The organism is Rhodococcus sp. NPDC059969 (assembly GCF_042738325.1).
Taxonomy (GTDB): domain Bacteria; phylum Actinomycetota; class Actinomycetes; order Mycobacteriales; family Mycobacteriaceae; genus Rhodococcus_F.
This window is the reverse complement of the sequence record NZ_JBHWUF010000006.1, coordinates 72001-87788: the sequence shown is the minus strand read 5'-3', so window position 1 is coordinate 87788 and position 15788 is coordinate 72001. Positions and strand designations below refer to the sequence as shown.

14 protein-coding genes and 1 riboswitch are annotated in these 15788 nt (G+C 62.8%); of the genes, 8 read left to right on the top strand and 6 right to left on the bottom strand.

Translation table 11 applies throughout. From position 1 onward, the window contains the following. Positions 1-26: 26 nt before the first annotated feature. Positions 27-1172, bottom strand: coding sequence for a hypothetical protein (locus tag ACFWAD_RS17965; RefSeq protein ID WP_378546171.1), 1146 nt, complete (start codon positions 1170-1172; stop codon positions 27-29). A gap of 243 nt (positions 1173-1415) precedes the next feature. Here ACFWAD_RS17965 and ACFWAD_RS17960 point away from each other — a divergent pair, with 243 nt between their 5' ends. The 5 genes from ACFWAD_RS17960 to ACFWAD_RS17940 all read left to right on the top strand — a co-directional run bounded on the left by ACFWAD_RS17960 (position 1416) and on the right by ACFWAD_RS17940 (position 5798). Then, the gene (locus ACFWAD_RS17960; protein ID WP_003941199.1) at positions 1416-1991 is read left to right on the top strand and encodes a TerD family protein; all 576 of its coding nucleotides are present in this window, start codon (positions 1416-1418) and stop codon (positions 1989-1991) included. A 137-nt stretch (positions 1992-2128) separates the two neighbouring features. After that, positions 2129-3253: a DUF475 domain-containing protein gene (locus ACFWAD_RS17955; protein ID WP_029254390.1), complete on the top strand. Its 1125-nt coding sequence runs from the start codon at positions 2129-2131 to the stop codon at positions 3251-3253. A gap of 174 nt (positions 3254-3427) precedes the next feature. After that, positions 3428-3904, top strand: coding sequence for a GNAT family N-acetyltransferase (locus tag ACFWAD_RS17950; RefSeq protein ID WP_378546168.1), 477 nt, complete (start codon positions 3428-3430; stop codon positions 3902-3904). An 18-nt stretch (positions 3905-3922) separates the two neighbouring features. Then, positions 3923-4372 (top strand): GNAT family N-acetyltransferase, encoded by a 450-nt coding sequence (locus ACFWAD_RS17945; RefSeq protein WP_378546165.1) that lies wholly within the window; start codon positions 3923-3925, stop codon positions 4370-4372. A gap of 64 nt (positions 4373-4436) precedes the next feature. After that, positions 4437-5798 carry a lipase family protein gene (locus tag ACFWAD_RS17940; RefSeq protein ID WP_378546162.1) on the top strand — a complete coding sequence of 454 codons (1362 nt, stop codon included), beginning with the start codon at positions 4437-4439 and terminating at the stop codon, positions 5796-5798. A 13-nt stretch (positions 5799-5811) separates the two neighbouring features. On the opposite strand, the gene ACFWAD_RS17935 is transcribed toward ACFWAD_RS17940, so the two are convergent. The 3 genes from ACFWAD_RS17935 to ACFWAD_RS17925 all read right to left on the bottom strand — a co-directional run bounded on the left by ACFWAD_RS17935 (position 5812) and on the right by ACFWAD_RS17925 (position 10370). After that, positions 5812-6516: an MgtC/SapB family protein gene (locus ACFWAD_RS17935; protein WP_003941187.1), complete on the bottom strand. Its 705-nt coding sequence runs from the start codon at positions 6514-6516 to the stop codon at positions 5812-5814. 9 nt (positions 6517-6525) lie between these two features. Next, positions 6526-9219: a magnesium-translocating P-type ATPase gene (mgtA, locus tag ACFWAD_RS17930; protein WP_378534721.1), complete on the bottom strand. Its 2694-nt coding sequence runs from the start codon at positions 9217-9219 to the stop codon at positions 6526-6528. Positions 9220-9566: 347 nt separating this feature from the next. Then, positions 9567-9740, bottom strand: a riboswitch (M-box (ykoK) riboswitch). 45 nt (positions 9741-9785) lie between these two features. Next, complete coding sequence (locus ACFWAD_RS17925; RefSeq protein ID WP_039972784.1) at positions 9786-10370, bottom strand: TetR/AcrR family transcriptional regulator; 585 nt, start codon at positions 10368-10370, stop codon at positions 9786-9788. 126 nt (positions 10371-10496) lie between these two features. On the opposite strand from ACFWAD_RS17925, the gene ACFWAD_RS17920 reads away from it, so the two are divergent. From ACFWAD_RS17920 to dszD, 3 genes are all read left to right on the top strand, one after another. Then, positions 10497-11606, top strand: coding sequence for a hypothetical protein (locus ACFWAD_RS17920; protein WP_378546159.1), 1110 nt, complete (start codon positions 10497-10499; stop codon positions 11604-11606). 9 nt (positions 11607-11615) lie between these two features. Then, positions 11616-12089: a YbaK/EbsC family protein gene (locus tag ACFWAD_RS17915; protein ID WP_378546156.1), complete on the top strand. Its 474-nt coding sequence runs from the start codon at positions 11616-11618 to the stop codon at positions 12087-12089. A gap of 208 nt (positions 12090-12297) precedes the next feature. Then, the gene (dszD, locus tag ACFWAD_RS17910; RefSeq protein ID WP_003941189.1) at positions 12298-12876 is read left to right on the top strand and encodes an NADH:FMN oxidoreductase DszD; all 579 of its coding nucleotides are present in this window, start codon (positions 12298-12300) and stop codon (positions 12874-12876) included. Between the two features lie 52 nt (positions 12877-12928). Here the strand turns inward: dszD and ACFWAD_RS17905 are convergent, their stop codons facing one another. Together ACFWAD_RS17905 and gabT are read right to left on the bottom strand one after the other, a co-directional pair. Continuing rightward, positions 12929-14374, bottom strand: coding sequence for an NAD-dependent succinate-semialdehyde dehydrogenase (locus ACFWAD_RS17905; RefSeq protein ID WP_042922728.1), 1446 nt, complete (start codon positions 14372-14374; stop codon positions 12929-12931). Position 14375: 1 nt separating this feature from the next. Then, positions 14376-15740: a 4-aminobutyrate--2-oxoglutarate transaminase gene (gene gabT, locus ACFWAD_RS17900; protein WP_378546153.1), complete on the bottom strand. Its 1365-nt coding sequence runs from the start codon at positions 15738-15740 to the stop codon at positions 14376-14378. Positions 15741-15788 lie beyond the last annotated feature (48 nt).

Below are 15788 nucleotides of genomic sequence, written 5' to 3'. Positions count from 1 at the left end.
TCCGATCCCCCGATCGGCCCGACCATTCAGTTCTTGCCGGCTCGCGCCCGCATCTTCTCGACAACTTCGGTGATGAACGTCGATACCGAGTCCAGCTGTAATACATACGACCAGTAGTCCGGATGAGTTCCCGACAGTGACGCACTCGCTCGCTCGATCCTTGCTAGTTGAGCATCGAGTACGGAGCCCCACTCCGCCACCAACCCTTGGTTAACAGCGAACATCTGGGCGTCTTTCAACCGGAAACGAACCTCACGTTCCTTTTGGCTCGGATCTGCCCGAACTGCACGCAGAGTAGCGAGACGGTCCGTCACGGCGTCTGCGCACGCTTCGGCGTCGGCGAGGTGCACTCGGGCTTCGGCCATCAAAGCCAGTGCATGTTCTGGGTTTCCCGCAGCCAGCGACTGCTTCGCTTCCTTGAGATCGATGTCGGCCTGATCGATATGCGCTCGGCTGCGACTGCTGTTGTCGACGAGGTCAGCAGAACTCGCGGCGTTGAACTCGCGGAGCAATGCCGAGTACGCCGGGTCGAGTCGGTCCACTCGCGTCCGGACTGCCGACAACCTGGTCGAGACCGAGGTGATCGTCATCTCGGCACGGTGCTGGGTCGACGGGGCTTCTGCCAGCGCTTCCTCGAGCGCCGATACCGCTTCGCGGACACTCTCGGCACGGGTGCGGACGGCGTCGGCACGACCAGAGGTGCGCGCATTGTCGAGCGCTGCAACCGCATCGTCGAGGTGTTCGGAGGCCGTCGCCACCGACGGGTACTCGCGATATCGCTGATCGGTAGCGGCAAGTTTTTCCCGAACGGCGTTTGCCAGGGTTCGGGCCTGTTGGCCGAGAACGGGAATGGCGGACATCGTGACCGTCGCCTGCTCGAGATGCGCGCGATTCCCGTTGTAGAAGGCGTCGACGCCCTGTGCCGCTTCGACGAGTTCGGCTACCGACTTCTCGAATGCGGCCCGAGCTCCGTTCGGGTTCTGGTGGAGTACCTGATCGTTGCCGTATCGCTCGGATGTGTCGAGGTAGTCCGACGCTGCCTGGTAGCACCGGTCACGAACGGGTTCCCACTCCGCGCGCAGCCCTCGCTCGGGGTACAGCTCGGCGGAAGCGTCGACTGCTGCCGACGCGATTGTCTGCCGCTTGTCCATGTCGAGGAACGCCGAAACCATGGCCGTCTGCGCCTCCCGCGCACGACTGACCGACTCCCCCACTCTTGCCCCCCGATTGAAGCGCTCCGACCATCTTCCCACCACGATTGAATCCTACGGGTCCAGCACTTCGCTTCTCGGTTCGTAATTCTGCTGTTACGGCGAACACACCGGAACTGCGGTTAGGGTGGTGGAGGTAAACACACTCCCAAGACGACTTCGCGTCGTAGTGGGCCTTGTCTCTCCTCTTGAAAGGACCCCTGAATGGGCGTCAGCTTGACCAAAGGCGGCAATGTCTCTCTCACGAAGGAGGCCCCGAACCTGACTGCAGTGGTCGTCGGCCTGGGCTGGGACGCGCGTTCCACCACCGGAGCTGCTTTCGACCTCGACGCCAGCGCAATCGGCGCAGGCTCGAACAAGAAGGTCCTCTCCGACCAGCACTTCATCTTCTTCAACAACCTCCGTTCGCCCGACGGCTCGATCGAGCACAAGGGTGACAACACGGACGGCGAAGGCGAAGGCGACGACGAGCAGATCGACGTGAACCTCGCAGCGGTTCCCGCCGAGGTCGAAAGCGTTGTCTTCCCCGTCTCGATCTACGACGCAGAAGCTCGCTCGCAGTCCTTCGGCCAGGTCCGCAACGCGTACATCCGCGTCGTCGACAAGTCGAACGGCAACGAGCTCGCTCGTTACGACCTCTCCGAGGACGCTTCCACCGAGACCGCCATGGTCTTCGGTGAGCTGTACCGCAACGGTGCAGAGTGGAAGTTCCGCGCAATCGGCCAGGGCTACGCGTCCGGCCTCGCGGGCATCGCGCGCGATTACGGCGTCAACGTCTGATCTTCGCTCTCGACGAGCTGACTCGGGGAAGGTTCCGCAGTAGTCTGTGGAACCCTCCCCGTTTTCACGTTCGGATGCGGTGAGAGACCGCTTGCAGTAACCACTCTGCATTGACCAACTAGAAAGGGCCACGCTCCGTGGTACTGCGAATATTCGGTTTATCCATCGCAATTTCGATCCTCGCGATGATCGTTGCGTTCATCTACGGCGGACCCGAGGCACTGTTCCTCGTCATCATCCTGTCGATTCTGGAAATCTCGCTTTCGTTCGACAACGCCGTCATCAACGCCACTGTTCTGCAAAGAATGAGTGAATTCTGGCAGAAGATCTTCCTCACCATCGGCGTCATCATCGCTGTCTTCGGTATGCGTCTGGTGTTCCCACTCGTGATCGTCTGGGCTGCTTCCGGACTCGGTCCTGTAGCTGCACTCGACCTCGCGCTCAACCCGCCGCCGGACGGAGCGGCGTACTTCCCCGGCACGAACGAGCCGAGCTACGAAACCATCCTCACGGACGCTCACCCGCAGATCGCTGCCTTCGGTGGCATGTTCCTGCTGATGCTCTTCCTCGGCTTCATCTTCGAAGAGCGTGAAATCACCTGGCTGTCCTGGCTGGAGAAGCCCCTCGCTCGCATCGGCAAGCTCGATCAGCTTTCGGTCGTCGTGGCCGGCATCGTCCTGGTACTGAGTGGTTCGTTCCTCGCCGCTGACGACAAGGTCTCGACCGTCATGATCTCGGGCGTTCTGGGCATGATCACCTACATCGCGGTCAACGGTTTGGGCGAACTGTTCAATCTGCCGGAAGAAGGCGAAGAGGAAGAAACCGCCAAGTCCGGCGGACCCACGCAGCTCGCGAAGGCAACCGGCAAGGCCGGCTTCTTCCTGTTCCTCTACCTCGAGGTCCTCGACGCGTCCTTCTCCTTCGACGGCGTCATCGGCGCATTCGCCATCACGGCGGACCCGATCATCATCGCCCTCGGCCTCGGCTTCGTCGGCGCGATGTTCGTCCGTTCCATCACGGTCTTCCTGGTCCGCAAGGGAACGCTCTCCGATTACGTCTACCTCGAGCACGGTGCCCACTGGGCCATCGGCGCTCTGGCTGTCATCTTGATGGTGTCCATCGGCGTTCACATCAACGAGATCATCACCGGCTTGGTCGGCGTCTTCTTGATCGGCGCTGCTTTCATCAGCAGCCTCATTCGCAACAAGCGAATCGCGAACGAAGATCCGAAGTTGGACGAGAACACTCCGGCAACTGTCTGACGTTCTTTTTCGAAACGCCCGCGACCAATTGGTCGCGGGCGTTTTGTTTGTTATGCCTCAATTGGAACTTTCTGCATTCACAGCCGCGCGGCTATTGTTCAGCCGCGCGCCACATTCAGCCTGCGGCTGAACAATTGCCCTGCGGGTACGAAGAACCGATTCGTAAAGGAAACCATGGACGAGATAGTCATAGAACGCGCAACCGACGAGGACGACGCGGAAATCCTTGTTCTACAACGCTGTTGCTGGGTTTCGGAGGCAATCTCCAACAACAGCATGGACATTCCCCCGCTCCACGAGGACCTTCCCACGGTCCGGGCCTGGGTTCAGGAGTCGACCGTCTGGACCGCACGACGCAGCGGCAGGCTCGTCGGGGCCGTTCGAGGCACAGCGGACGGGACCGCTTGGCAGATAGGGCGTCTCATGGTGGCACCGGACTCGGCGGGTAACGGCCTCGGCCGGCGCCTCCTGCAGCACGTGGAACAGAATGCTCCGGCGCACATCACCAGTTTCGAGTTGTTCACGGGAAGTAGGAGCGTCCGGAACATTCGCCTGTACTCCCGGGCGGGTTACGTGCAGTTGCCGACGGACCCCAACCACATCCCCGGAGTTGTCTACTTGTCGAAGCCGAAGGTCGCCGTCGCCGACTGAACGGCGATACTGATGTCCGTGGTGAACATTCGCGTCGCAGCACAGACAGACTTGCCGTTCTTACGTGAGCATGACTCGCACATCGCAACCGAGGAACTCACGTCCGTGGTTAAACGCGGTCGGGTGCTCCTCGCTGAGCACAATGGTGAAGCGGTCGGGTGGCTGCGCTGGGGCTTGTTCTGGGACGAAATTCCGTTCATGAACATGCTGACCGTCCTGTCTTCTCACCGCAACCAGGGCACCGGACACGCCTTGGTCGCATATTGGGAAAAACAGATGAACCGTGCGGGACACTCACAGGTTCTCACCTCCACCCTCGCCGACGAATCAGCCCAGAACTTCTATCGCACAATGGGATACACCGACACCGGAGTCTTGTTACTCCCGGGCGAATCCTCCGAGATCTTCCTGCGGCGAGACCTCGAGACGGCGCCCGATCTGACCGATCCCCACATTACCCGCGAGTAATATATGGTGGTCGTCACACCACGATCTCAGGGTGGGGCGTGGCACACCAACGTGGAGGACGAGTATGTCGTCAAGGGTCGTATCTCGCGCAGTTGTCGGAGTACTCGCGCTTGCACTGACAGGCGTCGGCGCACCGGTAGCGCTCGCGCAGCCGGCCCTTGCCAAGTCCCCCGATGACGGTTTCTACAGCTACGACGGCGCGGCACCCCTCTCGTCGTACGCCCCGGGTGCGGTCCTCGAGACTCGCACCGTGCCGTACACCGTGCTCAACATCCCGACCCCGATACAGGCAGTGCAGGTTCTCTATCGCTCGACCGATGCCCTCGGCCAGCCGTCCGCCAACGTCACCTCGATCTTGCGCCCGGCCAACGCCCAACCGAACAAAGTTGTTTCGTACCAGTCCTTTTACGATTCGCTGAACCCCGACGACAGTCCGTCGCGGGCCATCGCGGGTAACACCCCGATCGGTGACTGGACGCCGAGTGGACGCAACTTCAACATCGGCGGAACCTTCACGAGCATCGAAGCGGCTCTGTTCGGCCCACTCTTCGCGCTGGGCTACACGATCGTCGTCCCGGACACCGAGGGCCCGGATGCAAACTTCGCTGCCGGACCCGAATACGGGATGATGACGCTCGACGCTCTGCGTGCCGCTCGAGATGTCCAGGAAACCGGAATCACCGACGACGCCGAGATCGCGCTGATGGGGTACTCCGGCGGAGCGATCGCCACCAACTGGGCTTCGATCCTCGCTCCCGCGTACGCACCGGAGATCAACGACAACTTAATCGGCGCCGCGCAGGGCGGCGTGCTGGTCAATCCGGCCAACAACCTTCGCTACGCGAGCGGAAGCATCGGGTGGGGCGGCGTTGTCGGCATGGCAGTCGTCGGCGTTGCGCGTTCGTACGACATCGATTTCGGGCAGTATCTCAGCGACCGTGGACGCGACGTCATGGCTCGACTCGAAGACGCGTCCATCGGCAATGTGCTGGCGCAGTATCCCGGACTGACCTGGCAGGATCTGGTCAAACCCGAGTACGCCGATCCCAATACGGTTCCCGAGTACGTCGATGTCGTGAACAAGATCAACATGGGCACCGCGGCGACACCGACCATTCCGATGTTCATCGCGCAAGCAGCCAACGGCACCATCGAGGGCACCCAACCCGGCGGCCCCGACGTCGGAGCAGGAGACGGCGTCATGATCACGGGCGACGTCCGCAGCCTCGCACGCAAGTACTGCGACGCCGGCCTGGCGATTCAGTACGACCAGTACGACACCATCAGCCACTTCCTCGGCGCCATGCTCTGGCTCCCAGGTGCGCTCGCTTGGGTCGACGACCGATTGAACGGTAAGCCTGCACCATCCAACTGCGCGAACATCGCACCGGGGAACTCTCTTGCGCCGCAGGAACATGCGCGCTAACTGGCCTGCGGAACTACTTCGACGGTTCCACCTCCCACCGAACGTGAGTCACCAACGGTTCCAGACTCAACCGGCTGACGGCGGATTCCAGGAGTCCGTCGTCACGCTCGGCGGCAGCCAGTTCGGCCACCACCCGCACGCGGTCGCTGTCCGGGATATCGAAGGACTGCACTGACCGCAGTTGGAACTCCGGCCTCGAAATGGACTGCACGGTAAGACCTCTGATGTGGGCTTCGGCGTCGCCGTGGCAGGTCACCTCGAAGGTATAGTCCGCCGGCGGTTCCTCGCGACCGGTGCGGGCAGGCTGGTGATCCATCATCCGACCCAACGGCCTCAACAGCGTGTTCGCCAACATGATTGCGCCGGCACCGAACACCGCCACCCAGTACATTCCGCCGCCGGCCAGCGCGCCGACGGCGGCCGTGGCCCACAAGGTTGCGGCGGTGTTCAGGCCGGTGACCGAGGCCCCCTGCTTCATGATCACCCCGGCACCGAGGAAGCCGATCCCCGAGACGATCTGCGCTGCGACGCGCGTCGGATCAGCGTCCGGCCCCTGAAACCCGTACGCGCCCATGATGACGAAGAGCGTCGCACCCAAGCTCACCAACGCATTGGTTCGCAGACCCGCCATCCTTGCGCGCCATTGCCTTTCGATCCCCACGGCAGCGCCGAGGACGAGCCCGAGCGCAATCCGCACAAGGATGACGTGAATTTCCACGGTGAACTCCTAGAGCCAGGTCGCGAATCGACGGATGAACATTCCCTTGGCCACCTGCGTGACGACGCAGTATGCCGCGAGAGTGAGGACCAGCCACGGGAAGTAGTTCCACGGCAGTGAAACCAATCCGAGGGAATGACCCCAGGACGTGAACGGGAACACCAGCGCGAAGACGCAGGCGGCGCCCGTGCTGAGCAGTACCGGCAGCGATGCACGCGACTGGATGAACGGGATCTTGCGGGTGCGGATCATGTGAACGATCAGCGTCTGCGAAATCAATGACTCGATGAACCAACCCGATTGGAACAGGGCTGCGTGCTCGGGAGAGTTGGCAGCGAACACGAACCACATCAGCGCAAACGTCGAGATGTCGAAGATCGAACTGATCGGGCCGATGAACACCATGAACCGGCGCAGGCTCTTGGTCTCCCACTTACGGGGCTTCGCGAGGAAGTCGTCGTCGACTCGGTCCCACGGGATCGTGAGCATCGAGAGATCGTAGATCAGATTCTGCAACAACAGAACTACGGGAATCATGGGGATGAACGGCAGCAAGGCGCTGGCGACGAGTACCGAGAAGACGTTCCCGAAGTTCGACGACGCGGTCATCTTGATGTACTTCTGGATGTTTCCGAAGGTACGACGCCCTTCGATGACTCCCTGTTCGAGTACGCCGAGGTCCTTCTCCAGCAAGATGATGTCCGCGGATTCGCGGGCGATGTCCGCCGCCGTGTCGACGGAGATGCCGACGTCCGCGGCCCGCAGTGCGGGTGCGTCGTTGACGCCGTCACCGAGGAAACCAACCGTGTGGCCGACCCGGCGCAGCGATTCGACAATACGTGCCTTCTGCATCGGATCCGTCTTCGCGAAGACGGTTGTCCGCTGCACCAACTCGTCGAGGGCGTCGTCGCTCAACGCTTCGATCTCGGCGCCGGATACAACAGTTCCCACGTCGATACCGACTTTGCCGCAGACGGTTTCGGCGACCAGTTCGTTGTCACCCGTCACTACCTTGACCGCGACTCCGTGGCTCGCGAGGGCTTCGATCGCCCCGGCCGCAGATTCCTTCGGCGGGTCGAGGAACGCGAGCAGCCCGACCAGGGTCATGCCCTCTTCGTCGGCCGTCGAGTACTCGCGGCGCTGCTCTTCGACGACCGTCTTTGTTGCCACCGCAAGCACTCGCTTGCCTTGACCGTTCAGCTCCGCGACCAGACGGTCGACTCGGGCCAGCCATCCCGGTGTCAATTGGTGGGTCACCCCGTCCAGTTCCACCGATTCACAGACCGAAAGGAGCTCTTCCACTGCACCTTTGGTGACGATCAGATCGGCGTCTCCGTGGTCGACCACCACGGAGAGTCGACGGCGCTTGAAGTCGAAGGGAATCTCGTCCACCAACCCGTGGCGACGCGAGATCTCCTCGACCACTCCGGGACCGGCGGCCTCGATCACCGCGTCGTCGAGAAGACTGCGCAATCCGGTCTGATTCACGGAATTGACCGCCGCTAGCCGCAATACGTCCTCGGACTTACGTCCGGCAGTATCGAGATGCTCACCGAGAACGATGCGGTCCTCGGTGAGAGTTCCGGTCTTGTCCGTGCACAGAACGTCCATGGCACCGAAGTTCTGAATCGCGTTGATCTGCTTGACGATCACCTTCTTGCGCGACATGTGGAGCGCACCCTTGGCCAGGTTCGCCGTCACGATGAGCGGCAACATTTCCGGAGTCAACCCCACGGCGGTGGCGACGCCGAAGAGTAGTGCTTGGCTCCAGTCCTTGGTCAGTCCGTTGATGATGAACACCGCGGGAACCATGATCAGCATGAACTTGATCAGCAGGTAGCTGACGCTGCGCACCCCGACGTCGAAGCTGGTTTCGGGTCGCTTGGATGCCAATTGTGCTGTCATGGCACCGAAGTAGGTTCGCTTGCCGGTGTGCACCGCAACGGCGGTGCCGCTGCCCGACACGACGGAAGTACCCATGAACCCGATGTTCTCGGCTTCGAGCAGTCGATCGACGTCGATCCCCGAGGATGGTTCCGCAGACTTCTCGGCCGGCATCGATTCACCGCTGAGCATGGACTGATTGACCTGTAGATCCTTGGCCCGGATGATGCGGACATCGGCCGGGATCATGTCGCCGGCGGCAAGCTGGACTACATCACCTGGCAGTAACTGCTCGATCGGAATCTCAGCCGTGACCACGGTGTTGTTGATCTTGCGGGTGGCCGCGACTGTTGTCGTCACCATCGCCTTGAGCGCCTCGGCGGCGCGGCTCGAGCGATATTCCTGCCAGAACCTCAGTGAGACACTGACAAAGATCATCAACCCGAGAGTGATGATGCCCTCGTAGGAAGGTCCGTCTTCCGGGTCCGCCCACACCACGTCCGTCCCGACCATGATCAGAGCGAGGAATACCAGGATCAGGATGAACGGGTTCTTGAAGGCCCCCGCGAACTGCACGATTGCCGGCGCCGGGCGGTCGTGGCGGACGTCGTTGCGCCCGTATTGCCGACGAAGATCGTCGATCTGATCGTCGCGAAGGCCGTTGGCCGTCGTGGTCAGATCCGCGAGGACGGTGCGCGTGTCCGAGGCCGAGTAGTCGACCAATTCCTGTGCGCTTTCCTTTGCCAGGACTGTTGAATGTGTTTGTTGTGCACTGTTTCTCGTGGGCCGTGGCCGCAATGCGAGAACGGAAAATGACATGACGAATCTCCTCGGCTGCCCGAACGCATCAGACCACGTCAGTGCATGAGGGCAGCAGAATGCGCTGAGCGACAATGGAAGTCGTCAGCGGACGCGGCAAAGCCGCGCAGATGAAGCCGAGGATGCAAAGAGTCAGTGACTGAAGAGCAAAAGACCGGGGTGAGCATCGTCGGCAAGAACAGAAGGATGGGTCGAATATCGACTCGGCGGGTCGTCCACGATGGTCACCTCCTGAAAGGTCGGGGCGTCCGTTGACGCCACACGATTGCATGCGCACAGCACACGCCAGGAGAACCGAATATCGACGTACTCTCGCCTTCGCCGGAAGAAACCGGCATCAAGCTGCGAAAACACCTCCACGTCCGAGTTTTGGCACTGCACGACGTGTCCCGATCCAAACCGGGAAGCCACTTTGGATCACCCCTTAAGCCGGGGAGATCTGTCCTAACCTTGGGCGTCTCTCGACGTCGTGAGATCAGTGGCCTGTGTTCGTGCAGAAGCCTCACCTAACGAGGTACTGCACCCAGAGGGTAGTTCTCAAATCTGTTGCCTGTCAACCGAGCAACTCAGACGGCGGACAATCCTGCCCGTGCGACGGCGCCGGCGAAGAGTGCCGTCACGGCGGCACCCATGACACTCTGATCAACCTCTTCCGGATCCACCGAGTGCTCGAGAACGAGCCCGGATATCAAGGCCATCAACGAGATTGCGGTTGTCCGCACGTCGAAGGAATCGTCCACCCCCCATTCACGGGCACGTTCGCCGATCAACTCCACGAGTTGACTGCGCAAGTGGCGACGCTCACGTAAGTACGCCTGAGCGATCTGCGGATCACGCCCGGCGAGGACTCCGAATTCGAGGACGAGCAGTGACCACCCCGGATCGTCGACCATCCACGTTGCAATTGCCTCGCCGCCTTTGCCCGCCGCATCCGCCGGGTTCATGCCGGCAATCTCGGCGAGTACGCGGCCGGCCAGTTCGAGAGACCGTTGCGCAAACAGTTCGGCGAACAGATCCTGTTTCGACTCGAAGTTGGAGTAGACAGCCCCCTTGGTGAAGCCCGCTCGGCGAGCGACTTCAGTGAGACGTGCAGCACTGAATCCGCGCTCCGCAAACTCTTCCGCCGCAGCGTCGAGCAGTCTTTGCCGCACCACGTCACGTCCGGGGCGGGTTACCGGAGTCCAGTCCGGTTGACGAGATTCAGTCACGATACCTAGAGTATTCAATACCTCGGGTATTGACAAGCTCTTTACTTTCGACAAGATCAGGACTCTTTCGTGACCACTACGCATCCAGCACACGCCGCACCAGACAACAGCTCCACCCACGACGAACACCACCACGACAATCTGCTCGTGAAGTACGGCGCACCCAAGGTGATGGCCGCGTTGTTCGTCGGCGTGCTCCTGCTGCAGATGGGCTTCATCCTCAGCTACGTCGCCGCCTTCCATCAGCCGACTCCGCGAGACATCGAAATCGCGGTCATCGCCGATCAGGGCGCACCCGACGGCACGGATCAGCAGATCGCCGACAAACTCAACGCCATCGACGGCAGCCCGCTCGACGCTCAGGTGGTCGACAGCACGGCGACCGCTCGCCGCATGATCAACGACCGAGAGATCCAGGGCGCGTTTGTCATCAACCCGGCCGGACCGGACACCCTGATCACCGCGAGCGCGGGCGGTAGCTCCATCGCGACGTCACTCGAAGCGGTGTTCACGAAGGTCGAGGCAACGCAGGACCGACAGTTCGTCGTCCGCGACGAGATCCCCGTCGGAGCGCACGACAACCGCGGCCTCTCCGGCTTCTACCTCTCGGTCGGCTGGGTCGTCGGCGGCTACCTCCTCGCGGCAGCCATCGGACTGTTCATCGGTGCGCCGAAGACGCTCCGCCAGGCAAGCGCACACACGGGCGTGATCGCGATCTACTCGGTCATCTCGGGAGCCCTCGGCGCCCTCATCACCTCACATGTACTCGGAACTTTCGCCGGCCACTGGTTCCCGCTCTGGATCCTGGGAACAGCCGTGGTGTTCGGCACCGCTATGTTCACACTCGGATTGCGCGCCGCCATCGGCGTTCTGGCCGTCCCGCTGGCTATCGCCGTCTTCGTGATCCTCGGCAATCCCAGTGCGGGAGGCGCATTCGGCTCCAACGTGATTCCCTCGTTCTACGCCGCCATCGGCCGATGGATCACACCCGGCGCCGGCACCGAGGGCGTCCGGAGCATCGTCTACTTCAACAACGTCGGCGTCGGCCAGCCTGCCCTGACGCTCTTCCTGTACGCGCTGATCGGTGCGGTCATGCTGTTCGGCTTCACGATCCGTCGTAACCGAAAGTCCACCGACACGACGCCGACTCCAGCTGTGGCGAACGCCGACCAGTCCTAGTCTGAACTCATGACGAGCCTCCTCCACCCCAACGCCTCGCACGTCGCCGAAACACTGATCTCGCGGGGTCACCACGGCGTCATCGTCACGCAGCCCGACGCCACGCATACCGCGGCCGAGGCAGCGGCGGCCGTCGGGGTGGAGGTCGGCGCGATCACCAAGTCGCTGGTGTTCCTTCTCGACGACGATCCGGTCCTGCTGCTGGTCTCCGGCGCACATCAGGTCAACCTGAAGGCCACCGGCGAACGCCTCGAAGGCAAGCTCACGCGGGCGCCGCTGGAAATGGCGAAGGCCGCGACGGGCCAGCCGATCGGTGGGGTCGCTCCGCTCGGGCATCCCACCAACCTGCCGACGTACATCGATACCGCCCTCGAGCAGTACCCCGAGTTGTGGGCAGCCGCCGGGCACCCCAACACGGTCTTTCGCACGACGTACTCCGAACTCCTCCGAATCACCGCCGGCCTCGCCGTCGACATGGACTGAAGCACTTCAGCCAACCCGGTCCGAAACCACTCGTACGTGCGTCCACCTATAGTTGGACGCACCATGTGCACTGCAACCAGGACCCCGGCCGGCAACCACTGGCGACGACGGCACGTAGATCTGTGCCGCACCGACGCATGTCTGTGTATGCCGAGCGCAGTCACCTCGACCACACCGCACACCTCGAGTTCCAGCCGGAGAGTTCCCGTTGTCTGACAAGCCGAATGCCGTTTCCAGCCACACCACCCCCGACGTCCCCGAAGTAGCGGCGACGCCCGAGTTGTCCACCGGCATCTGCGCCGGCGACTACCGCGCAGCGCTTCGCCGCCACCCCGCCGGTGTCACCGTCGTGACCCTCGATTCGGGTACCGGCCCGGTGGGTTTCACCGCCACCTCGTTCTCGTCCGTCTCCCTCGAGCCGCCGCTCGTCTCGTTCAACATCGCGGAGACGTCGTCGAGTATCAACGCACTCAAGGCCGCCGAGTCCTTGGTGATCCACCTTCTCGGCGAACACCAGCAACATCTGGCCCAGCGCTTTGCGCGTAGCGCCGATCAGCGTTTTGCAGACGAGTCGCTGTGGGCGGTACTCGACACCGGGGAACCGGTTCTGCACGGCACCCCCAGTTGGATGCGCGTCAAGGTCGACCAGCTGATCCCCGTCGGCGATCACACACTGGTCATCGGACTCGTCACGCGGGTTCACGCCGAAGAAGACGACGAATCCGCTGCCGCGCCCCTGCTCTACCACGAGGGCAAGTACTACCGCCCGACTCCGTTAGGTCAATAGACAACTGTGCGCCTTTATTAACCGCCCGCGGTTAATAAAGGCGCACAGCAAGTTAGAGCGCTACGTACTTGGTATCGAGGTACTCGTCGATACCCTCGGTTCCGCCTTCACGACCGAAGCCCGATTCCTTCACGCCACCGAACGGCGCGGCAGCATCGGAGATCGCGCCGCGGTTGACGCCCACCATGCCGGTGTCCAGCTTGGCCGAGACGCGCATCGCACGGTCGATGTCACGGGTGTAGAAGTACGCCACGAGACCGTACTCGGTGTTGTTCGCAGCCGCGATCGCTTCGTCTTCGGTGTCGAAACCGACTACTGCCGCAACGGGTCCGAAGATCTCTTCCTTCAGCAGGCGCGCATCGGCGGGCACCTGGTCGAGAACCGTCGGGGTGAAGAAGAAGCCGGGGCCTTCGGGTGCCGATCCACCGGTGCGAACGCGAGCACCCTTGGACACGGCGTCGTCGACGAGTCCGGTGACGGTTGCGAGTTGCTTGGTGTTGATCAGCGGGCCGATGTTGGTGCCCTCGGCGTCACCGGCGCCCACCTTCAAGGCCGCAACCTTGGCGGTGAACTTGTCGGTGAACTCCTCGCGCACCGAGTTGGCGACGTAGATGCGGTTGGCCGCGGTGCAGGCCTCGCCGCCGTTGCGCATCTTCGCGAGCATTGCGCCGTCGACAGCCGCGTCGATGTCGGCGTCGTCGAAGACGATGAACGGTGCATTGCCACCGAGTTCCATCGACGTTCGGAGCAGCTTGTCAGCGGCATTGCGCACCAACAGCTTTCCGACGCCGGTGGAGCCGGTGAAGGTGACCTTGCGCAGACGCGCATCTTCCATCAACGGTCCGCTGATGGAAGCCGCGTCGGACGTCGGGAGGATCGAGAGCACACCGTCGGGCAGACCCGCGTCGGCAAACACCTGACCGAGAAGCTGCATGGTCAGTGGAGTGTCCTCGGCCGGCTTGACGATGATCGTGCAACCGGCAGCGAGCGCCGGTCCGATCTTGCGCGTGCCCATGGCGAGCGGGAAGTTCCACGGGGTGATCGCGAGGACCGGTCCGACGGCTTCCTTGGTGACCAGGATGCGACCGTTGCCGGCCGGAGCCTGCGTGAAACGGCCACCGATGCGGACTGCTTCCTCACTGAACCAGCGCAGGAATTCGCCGCCGTAGTTGACCTCACCGCGGCTCTCTGCCAACGACTTACCCATTTCCAGGGTCATCATCAGCGCGAAGTCCTCGGCGCGGGCGTGCAGCAATTCGAAGGCGGTCCGCAGGATCTCGCCGCGTACACGTGCCGGAGTGGCCGCCCAGTCTTCCTGCGCCGCAGCGGCGAGGTCGAGCGCGCGGATACCGTCGGCTGCGGTGGCGTCGGCTACCTGGGCAAGTTCCTCACCCGTTGCCGGGTTGTAGACCGCAAAGGTCTTCTCGGCCGGGACGAGCTTGCCGCCGAGCCAGAGACCCTTGGGTACCGAGTCGAGAAGATCCGAGACGTTGGACATGTCAGTTCCCCTGCGCTGCAGAGCGGATGGCGGTCTCGAGGACGGTCAACGCGTCGTCGAGCAGCTCCTCGGAGATGACCAGCGGCGGGAGCAGGCGGATGACGTTGCCGTAGGTACCGCAGGTGAGGATCACGACGCCGGCAGCGAGGCACTCGGCGGCGATCTTCTTGGTGATGTCGGCGTCCGGCTCCTGTCCACCTGGCTTGACCAGCTCGATGGCGAGCATGGCGCCGCGACCGCGAACGTCACCGATGACGTCGAGTTCCTTTGCCAGTGCGTTCATTCGGCCGACGACGGTCGACTCGATGGTGCGTGCGCGGCCGCAGAGGTCGAGCTCGCGCATCTGGTCGATGGACGCCAGTGCAGCGGCGCAGGCGACGGGGTTACCGCCGTAGGTGCCACCGAGGCCGCCGGGGTGGACGGCGTCGATGAGCTCGGCGCGGCCCGTGACAGCGGCGAGCGGCATGCCGCCGGCGATGCCCTTGGCGAGCGTGACCAGGTCGGGGACGATGCCCTCGTGATCGCTGGCGAACCAGGCGCCGGTACGAGCGAAGCCTGCCTGAACCTCGTCGGCGATGAAGACGACGCCGTTCTCCTTGGCCCACGCGACGAGCGTCGGGAGGAATCCTTCTGCGGGAACGATGAATCCGCCCTCGCCCTGAATGGGCTCGATGAGGATGGCGGCCGTGTTGGCAGCGCCGACCTGCTTCTCGATCATCGTGATGGCGCGCTGTGCGGCCTGCTCACCGGTGATCTTGGAGCCGTCGACGTTGAGGCCCTCGCGGTACGGGTAGGACATCGGGACGCGGTAGACCTCGGGGGCGAACGGACCGAAGCCGCTCTTGTACGGCATGGACTTCGAGGTCAGTGCCATCGTGAGGTTGGTGCGGCCGTGGTACGCGTGGTCGAAGACGACGACTGCGTCGCGACCGGTCGCGTGACGGGCGATCTTGACGGCGTTCTCGACGGCTTCTGCGCCGGAGTTGAACAGCACGGAACGCTTCTCGTGGTCACCGGGGGTGAGTTCGGCGAGACGCTCGGCGACCTCGACGTAGCCCTCGTACGGAGCGACCATGAAACAGGTGTGGGTGAAGTGGGCGACCTGATCCTGAACTGCGGACACGACGGCCGGGTTGGAAGCGCCGACGCTGGTCACCGCGATACCGGCACCGAGGTCGATCAGCGAGTTGCCGTCGACGTCGACGATGACTCCGCCGTCTGCGTCGGCGACGTAGACCGGAAGGGTGGATGCGACGCCTGCGCCGACGACCTTCTTACGACGTTCGGCGAGCGCAGCCGAGCGCGGGCCCGGGAACTCCGTGACGATGCGACGCTCCTGCGGAAGCCGGTATTCGATTGCACTCATGTGACCACCCTCTCGGTTGTGTATTGCATTCGAGTATGCGACGCGCGA

Excerpts from the sequence above, each read along its gene's own strand:
- ACFWAD_RS17950 (WP_378546168.1), top strand. The coding sequence starts at position 3,428 with ATGGACGAGATAGTCATAGAACGCGCAACCGACGAGGACGACGCGGAA.
- gabT (WP_378546153.1), bottom strand. The coding sequence starts at position 15,740 with ATGAGTGCAATCGAATACCGGCTTCCGCAGGAGCGTCGCATCGTCACG.
- ACFWAD_RS17915 (WP_378546156.1), top strand. The coding sequence starts at position 11,616 with ATGACGAGCCTCCTCCACCCCAACGCCTCGCACGTCGCCGAAACACTG.
- mgtA (WP_378534721.1), bottom strand. The coding sequence starts at position 9,219 with ATGTCATTTTCCGTTCTCGCATTGCGGCCACGGCCCACGAGAAACAGT.
- ACFWAD_RS17965 (WP_378546171.1), bottom strand. The coding sequence starts at position 1,172 with ATGGTTTCGGCGTTCCTCGACATGGACAAGCGGCAGACAATCGCGTCG.
- ACFWAD_RS17940 (WP_378546162.1), top strand. The coding sequence starts at position 4,437 with ATGTCGTCAAGGGTCGTATCTCGCGCAGTTGTCGGAGTACTCGCGCTT.
- ACFWAD_RS17960 (WP_003941199.1), top strand. The coding sequence starts at position 1,416 with ATGGGCGTCAGCTTGACCAAAGGCGGCAATGTCTCTCTCACGAAGGAG.
- ACFWAD_RS17905 (WP_042922728.1), bottom strand. The coding sequence starts at position 14,374 with ATGTCCAACGTCTCGGATCTTCTCGACTCGGTACCCAAGGGTCTCTGG.